Source organism: Massilia sp. 01N417 (assembly GCF_056399645.1).
Genome location: NZ_JBFTRS010000008.1, coordinates 148,837 through 166,353, shown reverse-complemented (window position 1 = coordinate 166,353; position 17,517 = coordinate 148,837). Strand labels below are relative to the sequence as shown.

At 67.1% G+C, this 17,517-nt stretch carries 12 protein-coding genes; 5 read left to right on the top strand and 7 right to left on the bottom strand.

Annotated features, from left to right (window positions below; genetic code table 11):
- The first annotated feature begins 60 nt into the window (after positions 1–60).
- A complete protein-coding gene (locus AC1DOQ_RS11290) occupies positions 61–1,629 on the top strand; it encodes an ATP-binding response regulator (protein WP_477363431.1) in 1,569 nt (522 codons plus the stop codon).
- Here the strand turns inward: AC1DOQ_RS11290 and AC1DOQ_RS11285 are convergent.
- Complete coding sequence (locus tag AC1DOQ_RS11285; protein ID WP_477363428.1) at positions 1,612–2,037, bottom strand: NUDIX hydrolase; 426 nt, start codon at positions 2,035–2,037, stop codon at positions 1,612–1,614. The genes AC1DOQ_RS11290 and AC1DOQ_RS11285 overlap by 18 nt on opposite strands.
- A complete protein-coding gene (locus tag AC1DOQ_RS11280; RefSeq protein WP_477363425.1) occupies positions 2,034–5,354 on the bottom strand; it encodes a response regulator in 3,321 nt (1,106 codons plus the stop codon). Before AC1DOQ_RS11280 ends, AC1DOQ_RS11285 begins: the two co-directional genes overlap by 4 nt.
- Positions 5,355–5,491: 137 nt before the next feature.
- Between AC1DOQ_RS11280 and AC1DOQ_RS11275 the strand changes: the two genes are divergently transcribed.
- The 4 genes from AC1DOQ_RS11275 to AC1DOQ_RS11260 all read left to right on the top strand — a co-directional run bounded on the left by AC1DOQ_RS11275 (position 5,492) and on the right by AC1DOQ_RS11260 (position 9,404).
- The gene (locus AC1DOQ_RS11275; RefSeq protein ID WP_477363422.1) at positions 5,492–6,604 is read left to right on the top strand and encodes a mechanosensitive ion channel family protein; all 1,113 of its coding nucleotides are present in this window, start codon (positions 5,492–5,494) and stop codon (positions 6,602–6,604) included.
- Between the two features lie 138 nt (positions 6,605–6,742).
- Positions 6,743–7,033: a KGG domain-containing protein gene (locus AC1DOQ_RS11270; RefSeq protein ID WP_477363419.1), complete on the top strand. Its 291-nt coding sequence runs from the start codon at positions 6,743–6,745 to the stop codon at positions 7,031–7,033.
- A gap of 306 nt (positions 7,034–7,339) precedes the next feature.
- Positions 7,340–8,494, top strand: a complete 1,155-nt coding sequence (gene glf / locus AC1DOQ_RS11265) for a UDP-galactopyranose mutase (protein WP_477363416.1) — start codon at positions 7,340–7,342, stop codon at positions 8,492–8,494.
- A gap of 76 nt (positions 8,495–8,570) precedes the next feature.
- Complete coding sequence (locus AC1DOQ_RS11260; protein WP_477363413.1) at positions 8,571–9,404, top strand: metallophosphoesterase; 834 nt, start codon at positions 8,571–8,573, stop codon at positions 9,402–9,404.
- Here the strand turns inward: AC1DOQ_RS11260 and AC1DOQ_RS11255 are convergent.
- The 5 genes from AC1DOQ_RS11255 to AC1DOQ_RS11235 form a co-directional block, all read right to left on the bottom strand.
- On the bottom strand, positions 9,391–12,255 hold the full coding sequence (locus AC1DOQ_RS11255; protein ID WP_477363410.1) for a M16 family metallopeptidase: 2,865 nt from the start codon (positions 12,253–12,255) through the stop codon (positions 9,391–9,393). The two genes, AC1DOQ_RS11260 and AC1DOQ_RS11255, sit on opposite strands and share 14 nt — an antisense overlap.
- Positions 12,256–12,334: 79 nt before the next feature.
- A complete protein-coding gene (locus AC1DOQ_RS11250; RefSeq protein WP_477363407.1) occupies positions 12,335–13,606 on the bottom strand; it encodes a lipoprotein-releasing ABC transporter permease subunit in 1,272 nt (423 codons plus the stop codon).
- 79 nt (positions 13,607–13,685) lie between these two features.
- Positions 13,686–14,921: a glycosyltransferase gene (locus AC1DOQ_RS11245; RefSeq protein ID WP_477363404.1), complete on the bottom strand. Its 1,236-nt coding sequence runs from the start codon at positions 14,919–14,921 to the stop codon at positions 13,686–13,688.
- Between the two features lie 497 nt (positions 14,922–15,418).
- On the bottom strand, positions 15,419–16,600 hold the full coding sequence (locus tag AC1DOQ_RS11240; RefSeq protein ID WP_477363401.1) for a hypothetical protein: 1,182 nt from the start codon (positions 16,598–16,600) through the stop codon (positions 15,419–15,421).
- Between the two features lie 161 nt (positions 16,601–16,761).
- Complete coding sequence (locus tag AC1DOQ_RS11235; RefSeq protein ID WP_477363398.1) at positions 16,762–17,481, bottom strand: GntR family transcriptional regulator; 720 nt, start codon at positions 17,479–17,481, stop codon at positions 16,762–16,764.
- Between the last annotated feature and the right edge of the window lie 36 nt (positions 17,482–17,517).

The window sequence follows — 17,517 nt, the reverse complement described above, 5'->3', positions numbered from 1 at the left end:
GGTTGACTTTAGGTGGGACTGATCCTACATTGGCGAGACAATCGACTAAACGGACACCGCATGAATCCTGCGTCTCCCGCCGGCCGCGGCCGCATCCTGTTCGTCTGCGACGGCCCGGCGGCCGATCCGGTCGTGGCCGGCGTCGCCGCCGAACTCGGCTACGAAGTACTGCGCGTGCGCAGCGCGGATGAGGCCCTGGAATACGTCGCACCGCCCGGCTTCGCCCTGATCCTGGCCGGCTACACGGGCAGCGTGGAAGACTTCGCCGCCACCCTGAAACGTCTGCGTTCGGCCTTTCCGCCGGCGCCGCTGGTCGCCGTCGGGCTGCCGCGGCAACGCGACTTCGCGATCGAACCCCTGTACGAAGCCGGCGCCCTGTCCGTGCTGGAAGCACCGATTTCGACGCCGATCCTGCAAGCCAAGGCGCGCTTCTACCTGGACGCCTATGCCATCGCCGCCGAGCGCACCCGCACCGAACTCGAACTGCGCCGCCTGGCCGACGACCTGGCCGAACAGGACCGCCGCAAGACCGTGTTCCTGGCGACCCTGGCCCACGAGCTGCGCAACCCGCTGGCGCCGATCCGCAGCGGCCTGCAGCTGATGCGCCGCGCCAAGGGCGATCCAGGCGCGCTGGCGCGGGTGCAGGACATCATGGACCGCCAGCTCGACCACCTGGTGCACCTGGTCGACGACCTGCTCGACGTCGCCCGCATCACGCGCGGCCAGATCGAGCTGAAACCGGAATGGCTCGACCTCGACGAGGTGGTGCGCGCGGCGGTCGATACCAGCATGCCGCTGATCGACTCCTCGCGCCACAGCCTGGACCTGCGTCTGCCGGCCGAACCGCTGCAGCTGTACGCCGATCCGACCCGCCTGACCCAGGTGATCAGCAACCTGCTCAACAACGCCGCCAAGTACACGCCGCGCGGCGGCGCCATCCTGATCGCCGCCGAGCGCGACGGCGACCAGGCCGTGATCGTCGTGTCCGACAACGGCATCGGCATTCCGGCCGAGTCGCTCGAATCGGTATTCGGGATGTTCACCCAGGTGCCGCATCCGACCCAGCGCGGCCAGGGTGGCCTCGGCATCGGCCTGTCGCTGGTGCGCAGCCTGGTCGACCTGCACGGCGGGACCATCACCGCGGCCAGTCCCGGCATCGACGCCGGCAGCGTGTTCACGGTGCGTCTGCCGCTGGCGGGCATGGACCGGCCGGCGCCGCCGGAAGCCCGGGCGGCGGCGGCGGCGGAGCCGACCGGCTTGCGCCTGCTGGTGGTGGACGACAACCGCGACGCCGCCGAAACCCTCTCCGCCCTGCTCGGGATCATGGGCCACACGGCGCCGACGGCGGCCGACGGCCACCAGGCCCTGCGCATGATCGCCAGCCTGCGCCCGCAAGTCGTATTCCTCGACATCGGCATGCCCGGCATGTCGGGCTATGAGGTAGCGGAGGCGGTGCGCGCCGACCCGGCGCTGGACGGTGTGCGGCTGGTGGCCCTGACCGGCTGGGGCGGCGAAGCCGACCGCCTCCGTTCCAGCACGGCGGGCTTCGATGCCCACCTCACCAAGCCGGCGACGGTGCCCGCGATCGAGAGCGTGCTGGCGCGCCTGGCCTCACCAGTCCATGCCTAGAAGCCGCTGCGCCATGCGCGGCCAGCACAGCTTCCCGACCTGCCCGCGCGTGGCCCAGCGGAAGCCATCGGTTTCCGGGGTCGGCTTGCCCGTCACGTGATGCGGGAAAAAGCTGCGGCACACCAGGTGGCCGAGGTCCGCCAGCTCGTCGCCCACCTCCACCTTGTACAGGTGCAGGCATTTGTCGCGCCGGTAGTCGAAGCGCCCCAGGTCGATGAAACGCTCGGGATCGAAGGCCAGCCCGGCCTCTTCCCACAGCTCGCGCATCGCCGCCGCCAGAGTCCCTTCGCCCGGATCCTGCAAGCCTTTGGGGATATCCCATTTCGGCGTGCCCGTCACGTGGCAGATCAGCAGGCGGCCGGCGCCGTCGACCACCAGGGTGCCGCAGGAGACCGCGAGTTCGCTCATGGCAGGCCCCGCGCGGCGGCGGCCAGCGCCTGCTCCAGCGCTTCCAGGCTGACCGGCTTGGTCAGGTGCTGGTCGAAGCCGGCTTCCTGCGACTGCCGCTGGTCGCTCTCGGAACCCCAGCCGGTGAGTGCGATCAGCACCACCTTGCGCAGCTCGGCGCTGCGGCGGATCTCGCGCGCGACGTCGTAGCCGCTCATGCCGGGCAGTCCGATGTCGAGGATGACCAGGTCGGGTACGAAGCCGCGCGCCACCTGCAGGGCCTGCACGCCGTCGTGCGCCGCCGTGGTGGTATGGCCCAGCACCTCCAGCAGCGCCACCAGGCTGTCGGCTGCATCCAGGTTGTCGTCCACCACCAGCACCCGCAGCGGGCTGTCGACCGGGCCGACGGCCGGCATGCCGTCGGCGGCCGGCAGCGCTTGCGCATGCGGGGTGCCGGGCCGCAGCGGCAGGCGCACCGTGAAGGTGCTGCCCTGGCCGCGGCCGCCGCTGAAGGCGCTCACCCGGCCGCCGTGCAGTTCGACCAGGCGCCGCACCAGCGACAATCCGATCCCGAGGCCGCCCTGGGCGCGGTCGAGGCTCCCGCGCACCTGGGTGAACATCTCGAATACCGAACCGATGCTCTCCGGCGGAATGCCGATGCCGCTGTCCGCCACCGCAATCACCGCGTGGCCGTCCTCGCGCCAGGCCGACAGCGCAATGCGCCCGCCCGCCGGCGTGTACTTGGCCGCATTGTTCAGCAGGTTGGACAGTACCTGCACCATGCGCGTGACGTCCGCCTCCAGCTCCAGCGGTTCCAGCGGCAATTCGACGCTCAGGCTGTGGCCGTGGGCCTCGATCAGCGCGGTGCTGGTCTCGACGGCGGTGGCGACGATGGTGCGCAGCAGCACCGGCTCCTTCTTCAGCTCGATCTTGCCGCGCGTGATGCGGGCGATGTCGAGCAGGTCGTCGACCAGGTGGATCAGGTGCCCCAGCTGGCGGTCCATCATGCCGTGCACGCGCTCGGCGGCTTTCGGATCGCCGGGCGTCATGCGCAGCAGGTCGAGGCCGGTGCGGATCGGCGCCAGCGGGTTGCGCAGTTCGTGCGCCAGGGTCGCCAGGAACTCGCTCTTGCGGTGGTCGGCTTCCGAGAGGTCGGCTGCGACCCGGCGCAGCTCGTCCTCGGAACGCTTCTGCGCCGTGATGTCGCGCGTGATGGTGGCCAGGCCGATGTTCTGGCCATTCGCGTCGCGCACCGCGAAGCCCTTGAAATAGACGGGGATCGGCTCGCGCCCCTCGGGCTGGGCCAGGCGCAGCTCGCCCTCCCATTCCGCCTGCTCGCCGGTCAGGGCGGCCATCATCTGGTCGCGCACGAAGGCGCGGTCTTCGCGCGGGAAGAAGTCCTGCATGCGCCAGGCCGCGATATTCGTGTCCGCCGCCAGGCCCGCCATGCGGCGCCCGGCCGGGTTCAGGTAGATGCCGCCGGCATCCGGCGTGAAGATGCCGATGAAGTCGGAAGACTGCTCGGCCACCGCGGCCAGGCGCCGGATGCCCTCTTCGGCACGGCGGCGGTCGGTCTCGTCGCGGAAGTACAGCGCCATGCCGTCCTTGGTGCCCAAGGACTCGTCGCCGCTGCCGGGCGACTCCATCGGGAAGGAGTTGATCTCGAACCAGCGCGCCTCTTCTTCGTCGTAGACTTCCATGCGGCTGCGCGTGCGCTCGAGGGCACTGCGCCGCAAGGCCTGTTCCTTCGGGCCGCCGCGCAGCTCCGGGAACAATTCCCAGAACTGGCCGCCCACCAGGTCTTCGCGGCGGCGCCGCGTCTGCGCCTCGAAGGCGCCGTTGGCATAGGTGATGCGCCACTCGCGGTCGAGGGCGACGAAGCCCTCGCTCATGCTCTCCAGGATCGCGCGCGAACGGTGTTCGGCGGCCTGGCGCTCGGCCGCCTCGTGGCGCTGGCCGATCACCAGCGAGGCGGTGTTCGCCAGCAGGGCCAGCGCCGATTCTTCCTGTGGCGCCAGGTGGCCGGCATCGCGGTAATACAGCGTGAAGGCGCCCAGCACCGCTCCGGAAGGCGCCAGGATCGGCAGCGCGCGGCTGCCGCGCAGGCCGTGTTCGAGGGCCAGCTCGTGGCGCCCGGCCCATAGCGGATCGCTGGCGATGTCGTCGGTGGCCACCGCGTCGGCGCGCCAGGCCGCGCTGCCGGCGGCGGCGGCGACAGGGCCGACGCGCACGGCGTCGATCTCGCGCTGGAATTCGAGCGGCAGCGAGGGCGCCGCGGCGTGGCGCAGGAATTCGCCGTCGCCCGCCATCAGCTGCACCGAGGCCAGCGCGGCGCCGCCGCTGTAATCCTCGGCGGTGCGGGCCAGCACATCGAGCACGTCGCCCAGCGGGGCGTCGGTGACGGCCAGCTCGAGGGCGCCGCGCTGGCCCACCGCCAGCGCATTCGCGCGGGTGCGTTCGGTGACGTCGATCCCGTGCAGCAGTACCCCGGACACCGCGCCGTCCGGATCGCGCAGCGCCATGCAGACGAAGTCCAGGAAGTGTTCGTCCAGCCCGGCGCGCGGCGCCGATGCGCGCAGCAGCAGGCGCGCATTGCTGGCATCGACCGCTTCGCCGCTGCGGTAGACCCTGTCGATCAGCTCGACGAAGTCCTGGCCTTCCAGCTCCGGCATCGCGGCTTGCAGCCGCTGCCCGGCCAGGGAACGGCCGCCGGCCAGTTCGACGAAGCGCTGGTTGGCCATGTCGACCACGTGGTCCGGACCGCTCATCACGCACATCAGGGCCGGGGCGCGCTGGAAGATGTCGCGCATGCGCTCGCTGGCCGCCTCCACCTCGCGGTACAGGCGCTCGCGGTCGGCCTGGGCCCGGCGTTCGGTACGCGCCAGTTGCTCGTCGCGGTGCCGGATGGCGGCCTGGTGGCGTTCTTCCTCGATGCGGGCAAGTTCCGCGCGCTTGCGGTGCAGCTCGATGAAGACGCCGGTCTTGGCCCGCAGCACCGTGGTGTTGAAGGGCTTGGTCATGTAGTCGACCGCACCCAGCGCATAGGCGCGCTCGATCGGGAACTCCTCGGCGTCGCCGGCGGTCAGGAAGATGATCGGCAGCGCCTGGGTGCGCGGATGCTGGCGGATCAGCTCCGCCAGCTCGAAGCCGTTCATGGTCGGCATGCGCACGTCCAGCAGCACCACGGCGAAGTCGCGCGCCAGCACTTCGCGCAGCGCCGCCTCGCCCGAGGTCACGGAAACCAGTTCCTCGGCCAGCCCGGCAAGCGTCGCTTCCAGCACCGCGAGGTTGGCGGGCTGATCGTCGACGAGGAGGATGCTGGTATGGTCGTTCGCCATGCGGAAATGACTGTTGCGGGTAGGATGATGCAAATAAGACAATGTATGCTTGACGCTTCCGAAAGTCAATTGTGCGCACCTCAGCGCCGGGCACCCCCACACTAGGACGGTATCTCGAATGTTCCCGGAGTGTATCGATGCGTTTTCCCGACCTGGCCCACCTGCGCCAGCTTGATTTCCTTGGCAATTCCCTCGAAGACTGGGCGCTGGCCCTGCTGGTCACGGTGCTGGCGACGGCCGCCATGGCCACCGTGCGCGCCCTGGTGCTGCGCCGCATGGCCGCGCGTTCGGCTGCGACCGAGACCAGGATCGACGACCTGGTCGTCAAGATGCTGTCGCGGACCTATCTGCTGTTCATCGTCGCCTTCGGCGTCTATTTCGGCAGTACCTTCCTGGAGCTGAGCCGGCCGCGCGCACTGTTCGTCTCGCGCATTGCGGTCGCCGCCCTGCTGATGCAGGTGGCGGTCTGGGGCGACGTCGGCCTGCGCGCCTGGCGCAACCAGCTCTACCAGGCCCAGGACAGCACGCGCCGCAATTCCAGCGCCATCCTCGGCTTCAGCCTGCGCCTGACCCTGTGGGTGATCGTGTTCCTGATGGTGCTCGACAACTTCGGCGTCAACATCACGGCCCTGGTGGCCAGCCTGGGCGTGGGCGGCATCGCGGTGGCGCTGGCGGTGCAGAACATCCTCGGCGACCTGTTCGCCTCGCTCTCGATCACCCTCGACAAACCCTTCGAGATCGGCGACTTCATCATCGTCGGCGAGGTGCTGGGCTCGGTCGAGCACATCGGCCTGAAGACGACCCGGGTGCGCGGCCTGGGCGGCGAGCAGGTCGTGTTCTCGAACGGCGACCTGCTGAAAAGCCGTATCCACAATCACAAGCGGATGGAGACGCGGCGGGTCGCCTTCGTGCTGCGCATCGCCTACGGCACCAGCGAGGAGCTGCTGTGCCGGGTGCCGCGCATCATCCGCGAGATCATCACGGCCAGGCAGAACGTCGACTTCGAGCGGGCCCACTTGTTCCAGTGGGGAGAATGGTCGCTGAACTTCGAAGTCGTCTACCACTTCCGCAGCCCGGACTACATCCTGCACATGGACGCCCAGCAGGACATTTTCCTGGAGATCTATCGCCGTTTCCAGGAGGAAGGCATCCGCTTCGCCCATCCACTGTCGATCGTGCGCCTGGCCGATCCGCCGGGCGTGCTGCAGCAGGCGGCGGGCGTGGCCCCCGACCAGTCGTGGCGCCACTGATGCTGCAGAGGCCGCCGGACTCATCCTACAGCGCTGCCATAAGGAGTCCTATAGCCGGGCTTATGCATGTCGCATAAGATGAACCCAACTCCTCGCTTTGAGGAACGCATGGCAACCATTCATTAAAGGAGAATGATCATGGCACAAAACAACCAACAGAACGGCAATAACGGCAACCGCGGTTTTGCAGGTATGGACCCGCAGAAGCAACGTGAAATCGCCTCGGAAGGCGGCCGCGCCGCCCACGCTTCGGGCAACGCCCACGAGTTCACCTCGGAAGAAGCACGCCGCGCCGGCTCGCAAAGCCACAAGAACGACGGCAACCAGCAATCGGGCGGCAACAACGCCGGCAACGGCGGCACCCGCGGCGGTTCTTCGGAACAGCACGCCCGTGCGGGCTCGCAGAGCCACAAGAACGACAAGCGCTGATCGCATCCCGCGATCGCGTTGGAAGGAACTGYCGGCCCAGCCGGCAGTTTTCGTTTACGCCCCTCGACATCCCCCTGTCAGTACCCGTTCTAACGCATCCAATTGTGCGATGCCGAATGGGTGATCGATGATATATTTTTGGCACGATATTGAACGCCGCGCCCCATGCAGGGCCGGCCGCGCATGCTGTCTGTGCCTGTTTCCTGTGCACTCTGCTCCGCCCCATGTTCACATCCTGCACCCAAGCATCGGGTCTTGCGGCCGCCGCAAGCCTGCGGATTCAACTCAACAGTTAGGATAAAACAGATGAAAAAAAATATCGCCATCGTCGGCGCGGGATTCTCGGGAGCCGTGATCGCCAACCAGCTCGCCCAGGCGGGCTATAACGTCGAAGTCTTCGAGTCCCGTCCCCATGTGGCGGGCAATTGTCATTCAGAACGTGACCCGGAAACCGGCGTCATGGTCCACGTCTATGGTCCGCACATCTTCCACACGGATATCGAGCGCTCCTGGGAATTCGTGACGCGTCACATGGAGTTCATGCCCTACGTGAACCGCGTGAAGGCGATCACCAACAACGCCGTCTACACCCTGCCGATCAACCTGCTGACCATCAACCAGTTCTTCGGCAAGACCATGCGTCCGGCCGAAGCCCAGGAATTCCTGGCCAAGCTGGGCGACAAGTCGATCGAGAACCCGACCACCTTCGAGGAACAGGCGCTGCGCTTCGTCGGCCGCGAGCTGTACGAAGCCTTCTTCAAGACCTACACCATGAAGCAGTGGGGCCTGCACCCCAGCGAACTGCCGGCCAGCATCCTGAAACGCCTGCCGGTGCGCTTCAACTACGACGACAACTACTTCAACCACAAGTACCAGGGCATGCCGAAGGACGGCTACACGGTGCTGGTGGAGCGCATCCTCGACGTCCCGGGCATCACGGTGCACCTGAACACCAGGTTCGACCCGGACTCGAAGGTCGACTACGACCACGTGTTCTACAGCGGCCCGATCGACTCCTGGTTCAAGCATGCCGAAGGCCGCCTGCCCTACCGCACCCTGGACTTCGAAGTCTTCCGCGCCCAGGGCGATTACCAGGGCAACGCCGTGATCAACTACTGCGACGACGCCCAGCCCTATACCCGCATCACCGAGCACAAGCACTTCTCGCCGTGGGAGCAGCACGAAGGCTCGATCATGTACAAGGAGTACAGCCGCCAGTGCGAAGAGAAGGACGTGCCCTACTACCCGATCCGCCAGGCGCGCGAGAAAGCCCAGCTGGAGCGCTACGTCAACCTGGCCAAGCAGGAAGAGAACGTGACCTTCGTCGGCCGCCTCGGCACCTACCGCTACCTCGACATGGACGTCACCATCAACGAGGCGCTGACGACCGCCGATACCTTCCTCGACGCCGCGCAGAAGAACACGCGCATGCCGGCGTTCGCGATCGACCCGCTGGCCTGACCGGCGCGACGCCCGGTGCGCCGCCTGGCTCCCTGCCGGCGCACCGGCGCCGGGTAACGGCTATACTGGTCCGATCATGCGAATTCAGCTTTTTTCGGACCTGCACCTCGAGCGCGATCCCGGCTTCGAACCCCTCATCCACCCCGGCACCGACCTGATCGTACTGGCCGGCGACATCGGCTCCTACCAGGCCAGGTCGCGCCTGCCGGACGAGGATTTCGGCCTGGCGCGCTTTTCCCCGCAACGCAATGATTTCGGCGCCGCCAGGGTAGTCTACGTCCCCGGCAACCACGAATTCGACGGCCTCGAACACGACGAGGCCTACGATCGCCTGCAACGCGTCTGCAATGTCCTCGGCATCGAATGGCTGGACCGCGAGACCATCGTCATCGACGGCGTGCGCTTCATCGGCAGCACGCTGTGGAGCGACTTCGACGCCCTCGCCGGCCAGGAACGGGAATTGGCCAAGCAGTTGCAGGCGCGCGGCAAGGCCTTCCGAGCCGCCAACTACTACCTGAGCAAGAACACCACCTTCCGCAAGGGCGAACCGGTGCTGGCCGAAGAGCAGCGCGAGATGTCGCTGGCCTGCCAGGAATGGCTGCGCGCCGCCCTGGCCGCGCCCTTCGACGGCCCGACGGTGGCAGTCACCCACTACGCGCCCAGCCTGCGCAGCGCCGATCCGCGCTATGGCCTCACGCCGGGCACGGCCGGCTTCTGCAACAGCATGGATGACGTGATCCCCTGGGCCGACATCTGGATGCACGGCCACCTGCACTGCGCCAACGACTACGTGGTCGAAGGCGCAGCAGACGGCCGGCCGCGTGCCTGCCGCGTGGTCGCCAACCCGCTCGGCTATGCGAACAAGGGCGAGCAGGCGGCGTTCCGGCCGGAGCTGGTCATCGAGGTGTGAGCGCGCCGGCGACGGCCGGTTTGTCAGCCGCAGGCGGCTCCGGATTCAACACCACCTGCACGTAGTTCCCGGTATCGAAGTAGCGCTGCGCCGCCCGTTTCACCTCGTCCGGCGTGAGCTTTGCCACCCTTTGCAGGTGGTCGAGGACGCGGTGCGGATCGCTGCCGTAGAGCTCCGCACCGGCAAGCTGCGCCGCCCAGAAAGCATTGCTGCGCAGGCTGCGCGGCCAGGATTGGCCCCAGTTCTGCTTGACCTTGTCGAGGTCGGCCGGGTCCGGCCCCGCCGTCTTGATGCGGTCGATCTCAGCAAACAGGGCCGAGGTCAGGCGTTCCACCTGGTCGGGACCGGTCGGCAGCGAGGTGCTGATCCGGTACTGCCCGGCGGGCGAGCGCCTGATGCCGCCGCTCATGCGGCCGCTGTAGATGACGCCCATCTTCTCGCGCAGGACCTCGACGATGCGCAGGTTCATGACCTCGACCAGCGCGTCCAGGCGCAGCTGCTCGTCCGGCGACCAACTGGCCGGGCCGGTGAAGTTCAGGGACACCGTGCTCTTCGGCTCTGAACCGGCCTTCACTTCACGCTTGATCACGCCGCTCGCGTAGCGCAGGCCGACGTCGCGGTAGGCCAGCGGCAGGTCCGGCGTCGGCAGGCTGCCCAGGTAGGCGGCCAGCAGCGGCCTGAGCGTCGACAGGTCGACATTCCCGACCACCACGAAGGTGAAGCCCTTGGCGCTGGAGAAGCGCTGGCGGTAGAGCGCCAGGCTGCGGTCGAGGTCGACCTTGGGCAGGTCGGCCAGTACGGTGGCGCGCGGCTCGTACGGGTGCCTGGCGTACAGGGTGTCGACCAGTGCGTCGGCAAAGCGCGTCTGTGGCAAGGCGTCGCGCTGGCGCAGGACTTCCTCCTCCTTGGCGAGGTAGGACTTGTACAGGCCTTCATCGCGGCGCACGCCGTCGAAGCGCAGCCACAGCATCTGCAGCATGGCCTCGATGTCGTCGGGTCTGGCCCCGGCGACGCCGGTCGCAACTTCGACGTCCGGAGCCAGCTGCAAGCCGGCGTGGGCGTGGCGCCCCGCCATCATTTTGCCCAGTTCGAGCGGCGTGAAGTCCTTCAGGCCCATGGCGGCCGCCAGGGCGCTGGCGTGGCGGGCGTTGACCAGGTCCTTTTCGTCGAACAGGTTCTGGCCGCCGTGACGCCAGGCCATCAACATGACTTCGTCCTGCTGGAAGTCGGTCGGCTTGACGATGGCCTTGACCCCGTTCGAAAAGGTCAGCCGGGTCACGCCCAGCGATTTGTCCTCGCTCTCGGCGACGATGGCGCCGGGCTTCGGCGGCGCTTCCATCAGGCGGCCGGCCACCGCCTTTTCCTCGCGTGCCGCTACCGGCGCCTGCTCGCCGGCCGCGGCTTCCGCCAGCAGCTGGCTTGCAGCCGGCGCGGGCACCGTTTCGCCGCCGGTGTAGACCACCAGCTTGGCGGAGTCGCCGGGAATGGTCTTGCGGGCGAAGGCATTCGCTTCGTCCAGCGTGATGGCCGGCAGCATCTCCTGCACGATGCGGTGCTCGGCCTCGCTGCCCGGCAGCGCTTCGCCGGTCAGGAAGTTGCGCAGGTACTCGGCCACATGGCTGCCGGACGAGATGTGGTTACGTTCGTCGTAGCTGCGCTCGTGGCTGCGTTGCAGGCTCTTGCGCGCGCGATCCAGCTCGGCCTCGCTGAAGCCGAAGCGGCGCGCCCGCTGCTGTTCCTGCAGCAGCGCCGCCAGCGCAGGTGCGCTGCCGCCCGCGCCCAGCACCGCGCGCGCAGTGTAGGCGCGGTAGCGCGCCGTCATCTGCCCCAGCCCGCTGCTGGCGCCGACGAAGGGCGGATTCGGCTGCTGCGACAGCCCGGCCAGCCGCTGGGCCAGCATGGTGCCGGTCAGGCGTTCGAGCAGGCGCTCGCGGTAGCCGCCGTAGGTGTTGCGCTCAGGTGCCGGAGACACCGGATAATGGACCGATACGGAATTGATCGGCAGCTCGCGGTCGGTCAGAGACAGGGCTTCGGTGACCGCCAGCGGCGCGATTTCGGCATAGGCGCGCGGGCGCGGCGCCGCCGGATTGCGCAGCGCGCCGAAGTGCGCCTTGATTTGCCTTTCGAGTTCCTCGGGTTCGACGTCGCCGACCGCCACCACGGCCATCAGCTCGGGCCGGTACCAGTCGCGGTAGAAGCGGCGCAGCGCGTCCGGCTTGAAGCCGCGGATCGAGTCGTCGCTGCCGCCGATGCTGCGGTCGGCATAGCGCGAACCGTTGAACAGCTTCGGCTGTACCAGCTTGGTGACGCGCTCGCCGACGCCCTTGCGGGTGCGCAGCTCCTCGAGGACGATGCTGCGCTCCTTGTCGATGTCGGCATCGGCGAAGGCGATGCCGTGGGCCCAGTCTTCGAGGATGGTGAAGCCCTTGTCGATGTGCTCCTGGCTGTCGCTCGGCACCGGCAGGATGTAGACCGTTTCGTCGTAGGAGGTATAGGCGTTCAGGTCGGCGCCGAACTTCACGCCGATCGACTGCAGCCAGGACACCAGTTCGTGCCGCTTGAAATGGGTCGAGCCGTTGAAGGCCATGTGTTCCGTGAAGTGGGCCAGGCCGCGCTGGTCCTCGTCTTCGAGGATGGAGCCGGCCTTGACCACCAGGCGCAGTTCGAGGCGGCGCGCCGGGTGCTTGTTCTGGCGGATGTAATAGGTCAGGCCGTTGGAGAGCTTGCCGATCCTGACCTCGGGGCCGGTCGGGACGACCGCGTTCGGGTCGAAGGCGGCGGCGGAAAGGCCGGGGGCCAGCAGCGCGGAAAGCGCAGCGGCGAGGACGGTACGGGAGAGTATGCGGCGCATCCGGTGGTTCCTTGCAGGTTTGAAAACAACCCGCAGAGCTTATCAGCCGCAAACCGCCGAATGCGCGCGGAATCTCACCTCATTCGTAGCGCAGCGCCGCCGCCGGCTGCAGGCGCGCCGCCGACCAGCTGGGATACAGGGTCGCCACGAAGGCCAGCAGTACCGCGACCCCGCCGATGCGGCCGACGTCGGTCCACTGCAGGTCGCTCGGCACCTCGCTGATGAAGTAGATGTCCTTGGCCAGGAACTGCACGCCGAACAGGTGCTCGATGGCGGGCACGATGACGTCCACGTTCAGCGCGACCAGCACGCCGAACAAGACGCCCAGCAAGGTCCCGATGATGCCGACCAGGGTGCCCTGGATCACGAAGATGCGCATGACGGAGCGCGGCGAGGCGCCCAGGGTGCGCAGGATGGCGATGTCGGCCTGCTTGTCGCGCACCGTCATCACCAGGGTCGAGACCAGGTTGAAGGCGGCCACCGCGATGATCATGGTCAGGATCACGAACATCATGCGCTTCTGCGACTGCACGGCGGCGAACCAGGTGGCGTTCACGCGAGTCCAGTCGCGCACCATGAAGCGCTCGTCGAGGCTGCGTGCCAGTTCCACCGCCACGCGCGGCGCCGCATACATGTCGGCCAGGCGCATGCGCAGGCCGGTCGGCGCGCTCAAGCCCTGCAGGCTCTCGGCATCCTCGATGTGGACGAAGGCCAGGGCCGAATCGAACTGGTAGTTACCGGAATCGAAGACGTCGGACACCGTGAACACACGCTGACGGGTGGCGATCTGCCCCGGCTGGCCGGACGCTCCGGGCGCTGCCACCAGCAGGCGCACCTTGTCGCCGGGCTTGACCTCGAGCGAACGCGCCAGTTCGCTGCCCAGCACCACGTTGTTGGAGCCGGCCGCCAGCGACGACAGGCTGTGCGACTTGGTCTGCTGCGCGATCTCGGACACCGCCGCCTCGGCCTCCGGCAGCACGCCGCGGATCACCACCGGTTTCATGCTGTCTTCGCGCAGCAGCATGCCCTGCAGTTCCGCGTAGGGCGCGGCGGCCTTGATCTCGGGATTGCGCAGCGCCTGCTGTTCGAGCGAACGCCACTCCGGCATGGCGCCGTCGGCGGCGATCACCTCGACATGGGCGAGCACCGACAGCATGCGCGCGGTGACCTCCTTTTCGAAGCCGTTCATCACGGACAGCACGACGATCAGGGCGGCCACGCCGAGGGCGATCCCGGCCACGGAGATCAGGGAAATGAAGGAGAGGAAGCGGTTGCGGCTGGCGCGCTTGCCGGCGCGGGTGTAGCGCAGGCCGATCAGCCACTCGTAAGGCAGACGGTGCAGGATACTCATCCAGCGATTTTGCCACAAAAGCAAAAATCCGCCCACGCGCATCGCTGCGCCGGGGCGGATTTATTTGAGGTCCTGCAGTTTATTCGGCTGCCTGGGCCTTGATCGGCTGCTGGTCGACGTCGACCGCCGGTGCCGCCTGCTTGACGGGCAGCGGGCTGACGTTGCCGGCGCCGGCCGCGGCGACGTCGGCCAGGTGCGCAGTCAGACGCTGTGCCTTGTTGGCCGGCTCGGTCGTCTGGATCAGCTGCTGCATCGCATTCGCGGTCTTGTCCCACGAGGTGTTGGCCACGATGGCGCGCATGCGCTCGGCCAGCGAGGCCTTCTGCTCCGGGGTCATGTTCAGCATCCGCTCGCAGGCGGCGATGAACTCGTCCGGGGTCTCGGCGATGGCGACCACGTCACCGTAAGGCACCTTGACGTCGGTGATCGGGGTGCTGACCGACGGCAGTTCGGCGGCCATGTACTCCAATACCTTGGTCGGGCTGATGAACTTGGTCGATTCGTTCATCGCGAACGGCAGCAGGCAGACGTCCCAGCCGGCCAGGAACTTCGGCAGCTCCTCGTAGGTGCGCTGGCCCATGTAGTGGATGTTGGCGGCCTGCGGCAGGTGGGCCGGATCGATCTTCACGACCGGGCCGACCAGCACGATCTGCCAGTCCGGACGGGCGGCGGCCATTTCGCGGATCAGTTCGGTGTCGAAGCGCTCGTCGATCACGCCGTAGAAGCCGAGGCGCGGATGCGGGATGTTCGCCTGGTCCGGGTGGCTGTACGAACGGTCCAGCGCTTTCTGGAAGTGCTTGGCGTCGACGCTGCTCGAGAAGCAGTGGGCGTTGTTGTGGCGTTCCTTCTTCGAGTTGTACAGGCTCGGACCGCCGGTGAAGCACAGGTCGGCGATGTTCAGCAGTGCGCTCTCGCGCTGGACCAACTGCTTCGGCGGATTCTTGAAGGCGGCCAGTTCGTCCATGCAGTCGTACACGACCAGCGAGGGCTCGAAGCTTTGCAGCAGCGGCAGGGCCATCGGGGTGTAGAACCAGACCACCGGCTTCTCGCCTTCCGGCACGAGGTCGGCCAGCAGGGTCTGCAGGGTCGGGATCTGGTCGTCATGGAAACCGGGTGCATGGATCGCGGTATGCGGCTGGCACACCGTGATGTTCGGCGCGACGGCCGTCTTCTTCAGGTGCGCCTGACCTTCGTGATACACCGGTTCCTCCACGATGAGGATTCGGTAGTGTTCCGCCAGGCGCGTCATCAGGTGCTGGGGACGCTGAAAGACAAAGTCCCAACGCAGGTGGCAAAACACGATCAGGGTTGGCATTTTTTAAGTTCCTTTCGCCTCAGGGCGTTCTAGTTGAGCTGGAATGCAACCGGCGGAACCCTTCGCATGTCGCTTGGGCGCGGCAGGATTCCGGGTGCCGGACCCGAGAATCGTAACATGCAAAATTCTTAAGATTTTCAGTTACCAATTGCAATATTAACAACGGGTAACAGAAATGGGGATCGCGCTCCCGGCCTTCCTAGGGAGGCTTGTGACTGTTAGTCAAAAATGTAGGATCACTCCTACGATTAATCAGGAAAAAACACTACGAAAATCGCCCGTGCACTCAAGCGTGCGCAGGGTTAAATAGAGAACGGAAGTGTGAAAAAAACGTCTTTACGGGGAAGGAATTGCTGGAAACGGTGGGATTGCGAGACCAATCCCGTCGTTCCCGCGAAGGCGGGAACCCAAGTTGGACGCGTTTCGGTAACGCCAGCAAACCTGGATCCCGCCTGCGCGGGGACGACGCTGCGGTGGCGGGAACGAGGTCTGACACCTTAATCGCTCAGATAAGCCTCCGCCCCCTCCGGCTGTCCACCCTCGTCGAAGCCGCGCGCCACCAGCACCCCATCCAGCCCGACCGTACTCAAGCCGTCGCACAGGTCTTCCATCTCGGTTTCCAGGTCGGCCGCCAGGTCCAGCGGCTTGTCGACGGTCGCCAACGGGGCGCCGCCGTCCAGTGGATACAGGTTGATGCGCAACGCGGCGTGGTCGCCCAGATCCACCGGCGCGACCACGGCCTTGATGCGCTCCGGCTCCACGTCCAGGTCGTCCAGGCGGCCGTTGACGTCGGCCAGGGTGGCCAGCATCGCCAGCTCGGCCACCCCCTGCTCCTTGGCGCCGTAGAACAGGTCCTGGTAGAGGAAATTCAGTTCGATCTCCGCCGGCCGCGGCGACAGGCAGCGCGACAGCAGCGGTGCGATGCTGCCGGCCCACATGCGGTAGCGCGCCATGCGGCCCTCGAAATACGCGTCCGCCGCCGCTTCGTCCTTCGGCACTTTATAGAAGGGATCGTCGGCGTTCTTGAGCGAGAAGCCGAGCAGGAAGCGCAGTTCCATCGCCTCGTCGTCCGGGCCGTAGCCGCTGGCATGCCAGCCACGCATGCTGGCCTCGATGGTGGGCGCCGCCACCAGCTTCTTGCTGCGCATGGTGGCCGCGGCTTCCTTCAGCATCTGCTGCAGCACGCTGTAGCCGATGTGATCGACCTCGTCGAGATCGTAGAGGTAGCGCACCAGGACCACGCGGCTGTCGGCGCTGGCCAGGCCGGTATGGCGGAAGCTGTCGCTCAGTTCCTCGAAGGCGGCGTCGTCCTGGAAGACCTCGGCGGCCTTCAGCCCGCCCGTGCTGCTGACGAACAGCGGGATCATGAAGGCGTCGATCTCGAGCTCGGCGCCGGCGTCGTCGCGCAAGTGGAGGGTCGCCGCCTCCTCCTCGATGTGCTCCTGCAGGTAGCGGCAGCACTCGGGATCGGTGTAGCGGGCGGCTTCGATGGCGCCGTACAGGATCTCGTCGTGCTGGCGGCGCAGCGAGCGGCGGATCAGGGTCAGCAGGTCCTGATCGTACTGCGGCCTGCGCGCGGCGGCCTGCAGGTCCTCGGGGTCGGCCTCGGTGATCTCGAGTGCGAGATCGACCAGGTTCTGGGCCAGCGCCTCGTGGTCGGGCTCCGCCGCCTGTTTCACGGTTTTGCGGGGAGCTGGGCGCTTGTTTTTCGGCATGACGGCATTCGTAAAGAGTGAACAAGGCACCATGTTATCAAATCGCCCGCCTGCGCGGCCTGCCCGCCGTCCCAGCTATCCGGCTTGCGCCACCGAGGCCCCGCTCAGGCTGACCTACGGCAATTCTAGCGCAGGGGTCGCTTGTTGAGGTGGCTCGTGAAGAACTCGGGCCGCAATTTTCGCGTAATTTCCAGCACCGGCATCACGTGGTCCAGATGCTCGCGCATCGCGGCCACGGCGGCGCCCGGATCGCGCGCCTCGATGGCCGCGACCACGGCGCGGTGCTCTTCCAGCACGCCGGCCATGCGGCCTTCGAGCGGCAGGGTCAGCTGGCGGTAGCGGTCCATCTGGGTCTTGGCCTGGAGGATGATGGGCCACACGCCGGGATAGCCGGACAGCTCCGTCAGCGTGGCATGGAACATCTCGTCGGCGCGGTGAAAGGCGCGGAAGTCATTTGCCGACGTGGCCGCCTCCTGCTCGGCGAGAATGGCGCGCAGCCTGTCGACACCCTCCGGACCGGCGCGCTCGGCGGCCTTCTCGATGACGGCCGTCTCCAGCGCATGCCGCACCAGGTTGGCTTCTTCCAGCTGGTCGAGCGGGATGCGCGAGACGAAGGTGCCGGAACGCGGGATCACCTCGATCAGGCCTTCGTCCGCGAGGCGCTGGACGGCTTCATGCACCGGCGTGCGGCTGGTGCCGAATTCCTCGGCAATATCGCGCTCGACGACACGCTCGCCGGGCAGCATGCTCATCTCGACGATGCGCTGGCGCAGGCAGAGATAGACGCGGCGCGAAGCGCTCAGGCCGGATTCGGCCAGGGTGGTTGGGGGTGTCGGAGTGTTCATGGACGAAAGTTTAACGAAACTTGCCGTAGCGTGCGG

Coding starts and splice junctions, on each gene's coding strand:
- AC1DOQ_RS11245 (WP_477363404.1), bottom strand. CDS start 14,921: ATGCCAACCCTGATCGTGTTTTGCCACCTGCGTTGGGACTTTGTCTTT.
- AC1DOQ_RS11270 (WP_477363419.1), top strand. CDS start 6,743: ATGGCACAAAACAACCAACAGAACGGCAATAACGGCAACCGCGGTTTT.
- AC1DOQ_RS11275 (WP_477363422.1), top strand. CDS start 5,492: ATGCGTTTTCCCGACCTGGCCCACCTGCGCCAGCTTGATTTCCTTGGC.
- AC1DOQ_RS11285 (WP_477363428.1), bottom strand. CDS start 2,037: ATGAGCGAACTCGCGGTCTCCTGCGGCACCCTGGTGGTCGACGGCGCC.
- AC1DOQ_RS11280 (WP_477363425.1), bottom strand. CDS start 5,354: ATGGCGAACGACCATACCAGCATCCTCCTCGTCGACGATCAGCCCGCC.
- AC1DOQ_RS11260 (WP_477363413.1), top strand. CDS start 8,571: ATGCGAATTCAGCTTTTTTCGGACCTGCACCTCGAGCGCGATCCCGGC.
- AC1DOQ_RS11255 (WP_477363410.1), bottom strand. CDS start 12,255: ATGCGCCGCATACTCTCCCGTACCGTCCTCGCCGCTGCGCTTTCCGCG.
- glf (WP_477363416.1), top strand. CDS start 7,340: ATGAAAAAAAATATCGCCATCGTCGGCGCGGGATTCTCGGGAGCCGTG.
- AC1DOQ_RS11250 (WP_477363407.1), bottom strand. CDS start 13,606: ATGAGTATCCTGCACCGTCTGCCTTACGAGTGGCTGATCGGCCTGCGC.
- AC1DOQ_RS11290 (WP_477363431.1), top strand. CDS start 61: ATGAATCCTGCGTCTCCCGCCGGCCGCGGCCGCATCCTGTTCGTCTGC.
- AC1DOQ_RS11235 (WP_477363398.1), bottom strand. CDS start 17,481: ATGAACACTCCGACACCCCCAACCACCCTGGCCGAATCCGGCCTGAGC.